The following is a 6,035-nucleotide window of genomic DNA, read 5'->3' on the forward strand; positions in this document are numbered from 1 at the left end:
GCCCCGTCCGCCGGTGCCGGCGGGTTCCCGCCCGCGGCGGGCGCGGTGCCGGCGGCGTCGGCGGGCGCCGCGGGGGCTGCGCCCGTGCCTTCGCAGCCGTCGAGGATCCGGTTGATCGCGTCGCGCTCGGCCGTGGTCACCCACAGGTCGTAGCGGTCCTTCACCCGCACCTGCCGGCTGACGTAGGTGCAGCGGTACGGCTTCGACGGCGGCAGCCACGTGGCCGCGTCGCCTGCGCCCTTCTGCTGGTTGGCGGGGCCGTCCACCGCCTGCAGATTGAGCGGATCGTTGGCCAGGTTCCGGCGGCGCTCCGACGACAGCTGCTGCGCCCCCTTCTGCCATGCGTCGGACAGCGCCACCACGTGGTCGATCTGCACGTCACGGGAGGTGCCCCGCCCGCGCGTGAATTCGATGCGCTTACCCGTGTACGCGTCGTCGAGCAAGCCCGTGAGCACGGTGCAACCGTGGGAACCCGGCCGGTAGGTGAGCTCGGTGAGGTCGCGACGCAGGATGTCATTGCGCGTGTCGCAGCCGTTGTGGCCGCCGTCGACGGTCACGTCGTCGCTCCATGCCTGCCCGAACATGTCGCGGTTGTAGCCGGTCTTCGGTGCGCGGCCCTTGACCGGAAGGCCGGCGAGCAGCGCGCGGACCTCGGCCGCATCCGGGTCGGCACCGGTCGCGCCGCCGGGGCCCCCGGCGTCGCTGGTAGGCGGGAGAGCAGAGGGCGTCCCCGTCGCCGTCGGCGCGTGCGTCCCGGAGGACTGTGCGGCGGGCGTCCCCGTCGCCGTGGACGGCACGGGTGTCGTGGGCCCGTCGCCGACGGCCGAAGCGCAGCCGGCTGCGAGGGTCGCGGCGACCACGGCGAGGGACAGAGCCGGGAGGTGTCGGGCGGACGGCCAACGGGCGTGCACCGCGCATTCCTGGACAAGCGCCGGGACGGCGGGCCGCGCACCGGTCACGGAGGGCTCCGCGGCGTTCGGAGCGCCGCGGAACATCCGTGGACGCATCAGACGACGCCGAGGCCTATCGTCGGCAGCACCGTGCACTCGATCGGCGGCGCACCGTCCTCGCCCTTGCTGACCACCGAGCCATAGATGGTGGAGACCACGCGACCGGTGCCGGTGTCGGCGATGGTGGTGAGCGTGGTGGGGCCGTCCTGGTTGATGGCGGACTCGTTGGTCAGCGGCTGGGTGCCCCGCGCGCCGGTGTCGACGTTGATCCAGGACACCATGAGCTGCTGCGCCGGGGCCGGCTGCGCGCCGGAGGTTCCCAGCGCGGTGAACACGAAGCCGGCCTGGCCGGGTCCGGGCCCCGGGGCGGGCGCGGGCTGCGGTCCCGCCGTCATCAGTGCCATGCCGACGGAATCCTGTCCGCCGGCGATGCAGCCCTGACCCACGGTGGGGAAGAGGAACTGCTGGATGACGGGCTTGTCGCCGCCTTCGGGAATCTCCGGCCCGCCGCCCTTGCTGCCGTCGAGGAAGGCGATGGCGGCGCCGAGCTTGTCTTTGACGTCCTGCGGCAGCGGGGACTGGTCCACGAGGGCCTGAGCCTGCGCGAGCATCGCGTTGTTCGGCGTGCCGGCCGCGGGCTGAATGAGCGTGCCGATGAACGCGGGGAAGAGCGCCTGCACCGCGGCGAGCTCGTCCGTGGTGGGCATCCGGGCGTCGTCCGGGAACATCGCGGCGATATCGGAGAGGGCCTGCGGATCGGTGAGCGGTGCCACCGGTGACGCGTCCTCGGCGGCTGCGCCGGTCGGGAGGACCAGCGCCGCGGCGGCCGCCGCCGCCAGCACTGCGAAAGGCCTTCGCGTTCGACGAATCAGTTGCACCGTCACATCCGTTCTCTTGGGGGGCATCCGCGTGCGATGCAGCGGGGGCGCCCGCCGCTCGCGCCGCTCGCGCCGCAAGTCGGTCCGCTCGACAGCAAGTTACTCGACAATCCGCCGTCGTGGCCAACCACGCTCGGTCCGAAATCGTATCGGACGGGCCCGGTGTGACGGCGCACTGTAACAGTTGTGATTGATGTTCTTATTGTTGCAAGTGTTACCAAAGGGGACGTAGTTGGTCAATGGCATCGGGCAAACCCGGCGCGGAGGCACGGCGGTGACGCGCACGCCGGTCGGCCGTCCGACCCGACGGGCTCGGCGGCGCGGCGGTGCGCGGCCCCCCTGATAGTCTCCCTCGGGGCCTTCGGACGGGCAGGCGCTCGTGTGGGCGGCGTCATGCGCAGCCGAGTCGACGTCGAGAGAATCGGGGGCATGGGTCGGATGGCGCAGTCTGTGTCCCCTGAGCGTGGGGCGGCGGGACCGGGGACCGGCCGCACCCGACGGGCACTCGCCGCGGTGGCGCCGTGGGCGTGGCCGCTGCTGGCGGTGTCGGTACTGGTGCGCGTCGCGGCCACCCTCTCCGGCGGTTCGCTCGGACGCCTGCTGGACCTGCACGTCTATGTCGACGGTGCGGCGACCACCTTCTCCGGAAACCTCTACGGGTTCGTCCTGCAGGACGGCGCCGAGGGCGCCGCGTTGCCGTTCACCTACCCTCCGTTCGCCGCGGTGCTGTTCTATCCGCTGCACCTGATCCCGTTCACCGTGCTCGGAGTGGCCTGGCAGGTGCTCTCGGTGGCCGCGCTGTACGCGGTGGTCCGCATCGCCCTGCGGATGGCGATGGGCGACGGCGCGGACGCGCCGCACATCCGCACGGCCGCGGTGCTGTGGACGGTGATCGGCATGTGGCTCGAGCCGATGCGGGTGACCATCAACTTTGGCCAGATCAACATCTTCCTGGTGCTGCTGGTGATGGTGGCAGTGCAGTCGCGCAGGTCGTGGTGCGCGGGCCTGCTGGTGGGCATCGCGGCGGGGATCAAGCTCACGCCGGCCGTGACGGGCCTGTACTTCCTCGCCCGACGGCGCTGGGCGGCGGCGGCGTGGTCGGCGGTCGCGTTCGCGGGGACGGTGGCCGTCAGCTTCGCGTTGATCGGCGACGAGACGCGGCGGTACTTCGAGGACCTGCTGGGCGACGCCGACAGGATCGGCCCGGTGGGCGCACCCATCAACCAGTCGTTGCGCGGCGCCTTGAGCCGCATCGCGGGCCACGATCTGGGCGACCACTGGATCGTCATCGGCACGATCATCGTGTTCGCCGCGCTGAGCTTCGTCGCATGGCGTGCGCTGGACCGGGACGACCGCCTCGGCACGCTGATCCTGGTGCAGCTGCTGGGGCTGCTGGCCTCGCCCATCTCGTGGAACCACCACTGGGTCTGGGTGCTGCCCATGATCATCTGGCTGCTCCACGGCGCCGTCTCCCGGTTCCCGGGCGCCCGCACGCTCGCAGTCGTGTGGACGGTGGTGATGCTCGTCGGCGTGTCGTCGGTCCTGCTCAATCCGCGGACGGCGGCGGGCGAGGTGATCGGCGGGTCCCCGGCCGAGGTGGTGCTCGGGACCGTCGACGTGGCCCTCACCATCGTCACCGTCGGATGGACGGCCTGGGCCGCCCGGAGCGGACGGGTCAGCCCGGCGCGCGCCGGTTGATCTCGGCGGCCAGCGTCACGTCCTTGTCCGTGACGGCGCCGTCGGAATGCGTGGAGCAGCGGAACGTGACCGTCCGCCATCGGATATCGATGTCGGGGTGGTGGCCGACGGATTCCGCGTACTCCGCGACCCGGCGCACCCACTCGATCCCCTCGGGAAAGGTCGGGGCCTTGACCTCGAGGACGAGCGCGGGCGGCCCGGGGTCGTAGGCCCAGCCGGGGAGGTCCTGCAGTGCGGATGCGATGGCTTCTGCGGACAGTGCTGTACTCATGCCACCGATGCTCCGCGTTGCGCGTCGACATCGCCACCCGGTGGGCCGGGCGGGGGCGGCTAGGATGCACGGTGCAAGGCCGGGGTGCCCGCTGCGGGGCCAGGAAACCGCAGGGCTGAGAACACACCCGAAGAACCTGATCCGGATCATGCCGGCGCGAGGGAGCCAGATGAACGAGCGTGCGATCGCGAAGTCCAGAGTCGGCCGGTCGATCCGGCGGTCCCGCCGCCCGCTGGCGGCGCTGACCATGGTCGTGGCGGTGGCCGCGGCAGCCGGGTGCTCGCTTTCCGGCGGAGGCGCGGGCACCGGGGACGGCCCGCTGGTGCTCGTCACCCACGATTCCTTCGCCCTGTCGGAGGGTGTGCTCGACGGATTCACCGCGCAGACCGGCGTCGACGTGGAGGTGCGCAGCAGCGGGGACGCGGGCCGGCTGGCCAGCGAACTGGTGCTCACCAAGGGCGATCCGCTGGGCGACGTGGCCTTCGGAATCGACAACACCTTCGCGTCCCGGGTGATCGGGCAGGGCGTGTTCGAGCCGTATGTCTCGCCCGCCGCGCAGGACGGCGCCCAGGACTATGCCGTGCCCGGCTCGGACGAGCTCACCGCAGTCGACTACGGCGACGTGTGCCTCAATATCGATACCGGGTGGTTCGAACGGCACGGGATCACGGCGCCGGCGTCGATCGCCGACCTGACCCGCCCTGAGTACAAGGACCTGACCGTCGTCGAGAACCCGGCCACCTCGTCGCCGGGCCTGGCGTTCCTGCTGGCCACGATCGTCACGCAATCCGGCGGCCCGGGGCAGGCCGCCGCGCCGGCGGAACCGGATAAGCCTGCCGAGCCCGATGCGCCGGAGCGGGCTGAGGAGTCCGCGCAGGACGGGGGCTGGCAGGAATACTGGCGGGCGCTGCGCGGCAACGGCCTCAAGGTGGTCGACGGCTGGACGCAGGCCTACACGGTGGAGTTCTCGGGGTCCAGCGGTGACGGGCCGCGCCCCATCGTGGTGTCCTACGCGTCCTCTCCGCCGGCGGAGGCCGGGGCGGACGGGTCGGCGCCGCCGACGCGGGCGCTGGCGGACAGCTGCTTCCGCCAGGTCGAGTACGCGGGCGTGCTCAGCGGCACCGACCGGCCGGAGGCGGCCCGCGAACTGGTCGATTTCCTGCTGTCCCCAGCGGTCCAGCAGGACCTGCCCGGCCAGATGTACGTGTTCCCGGTGCAGCGCGGCACGCCGCTTCCGCCGGTGTTCGCCGAGTACGCCGCTCAGCCGGCCCATGTGCTTTCCATGGACCCGGCGCGTATCGGCGCTCACCGTGATGCCTGGATCCGGCAGTGGCGGGACATCGTTCTGGGGTGAGTGCGCATCCTGGGGCCGAGGAACGCCGCGGCGTGCGCCGCCGGGCAGTGACGCGCGCCGGCGGCGGGACGGACCGTGGCCGGTGCGGCGTGTCCTGGCCGCTGGTGCTCGGTGCGGTCCCGGTCGGGTTCACCGCGATGTTCTTCGCGTGGCCGGTGGTGGCCATCGTGCACCGCGGACTCGTCGACGACGCCGGTCGCTTCGACCCTGCCGCGATCCTCGCGCTGTGGTGGACGCCCGAGGTGGGGCGCCTGGTGGCGTTCACGCTGGGCCAGGCCGCGGCCTCCACCGCGTTGACCCTCGCTCTGGGGATGCCTGTCGCGTGGCTGCTCGCCCGCGTGCAGCTGCCCGGCAAGACGCTCGTGCGCGTGGTGGTGACGGTGCCGTTCGTCCTGCCGACAGTCGTCGTCGGCGTCGCCTTCCGGATGTTGCTGGGAGAGGGGCACCTGTTGGGCTGGACGGGGCTCGACGGCACGGTGTGGGCGATCATTCTGGCCCATGCGTTCTTCAACATCGCGATCGTCGCGCGCACCGTCGGCGGCGTGTGGGCGCGGATGGACCCGCGCCCGGAGCAGGCGGCGCGCGCGTTGGGAGCGGGCCCCGCGCGAGTCTTCGCGACGGTGACCGCGCCGCGGTTGCTTCCCGCCGTGTCCTCCGCATCGGCGGTGGTATTCCTCTTCTGCGCCACCAGCTTCGGCGTGGTTCTCGTGCTGGGCGGAACGCGCTTCCGCACGCTGGAGACGGAGATCTACCTGCAGACGGTGCAGGTGTTCGACCTCCGGATGGCCGCCGCGTTGTCCATCCTGCAGCTCCTCGCCGTGACGGCGGCGCTCGCGGCGGCGGCGTTCGCACGCCGCGGAGTGCGCAGCGCCGCCGCCCCGGCG

At 72.2% G+C, this 6,035-nt stretch carries 6 protein-coding genes; 3 read left to right on the top strand and 3 right to left on the bottom strand.

Going from position 1 to position 6,035, the window contains the following annotated elements; genetic code table 11:
* Together JJ683_RS18360 and JJ683_RS18365 are read right to left on the bottom strand one after the other, a co-directional pair.
* Window positions 1-911: HNH endonuclease family protein (locus JJ683_RS18360; protein WP_443733994.1), on the bottom strand; the 911-nt coding region annotated here is incomplete at its 3' end.
* A gap of 95 nt (window positions 912-1,006) precedes the next feature.
* Window positions 1,007-1,792: an Rv1157c family protein gene (locus JJ683_RS18365; RefSeq protein ID WP_200176243.1), complete on the bottom strand. Its 786-nt coding sequence runs from the start codon at window positions 1,790-1,792 to the stop codon at window positions 1,007-1,009.
* Between the two features lie 465 nt (window positions 1,793-2,257).
* Here JJ683_RS18365 and JJ683_RS18370 point away from each other — a divergent pair, with 465 nt between their 5' ends.
* Complete coding sequence (locus JJ683_RS18370) at window positions 2,258-3,526, top strand: mannosyltransferase (protein ID WP_242474857.1); 1,269 nt, start codon at window positions 2,258-2,260, stop codon at window positions 3,524-3,526.
* Here the strand turns inward: JJ683_RS18370 and JJ683_RS18375 are convergent.
* The gene (locus tag JJ683_RS18375) at window positions 3,504-3,797 is read right to left on the bottom strand and encodes a 4a-hydroxytetrahydrobiopterin dehydratase (RefSeq protein WP_200176245.1); all 294 of its coding nucleotides are present in this window, start codon (window positions 3,795-3,797) and stop codon (window positions 3,504-3,506) included. The genes JJ683_RS18370 and JJ683_RS18375 overlap by 23 nt on opposite strands.
* 169 nt (window positions 3,798-3,966) lie before the next feature.
* On the opposite strand from JJ683_RS18375, the gene JJ683_RS18380 reads away from it, so the two are divergent.
* The gene (locus tag JJ683_RS18380; protein ID WP_200176247.1) at window positions 3,967-5,151 is read left to right on the top strand and encodes a thiamine ABC transporter substrate-binding protein; all 1,185 of its coding nucleotides are present in this window, start codon (window positions 3,967-3,969) and stop codon (window positions 5,149-5,151) included.
* Window positions 5,148-6,035: ABC transporter permease (locus JJ683_RS18385; protein ID WP_307811052.1), on the top strand; the 888-nt coding region annotated here is incomplete at its 3' end. The genes JJ683_RS18380 and JJ683_RS18385, both read left to right, overlap by 4 nt.

The sequence above is a fragment of the Tomitella cavernea genome (genome assembly GCF_016599145.1).
Lineage (GTDB): Bacteria > Actinomycetota > Actinomycetes > Mycobacteriales > Mycobacteriaceae > Tomitella > Tomitella cavernae.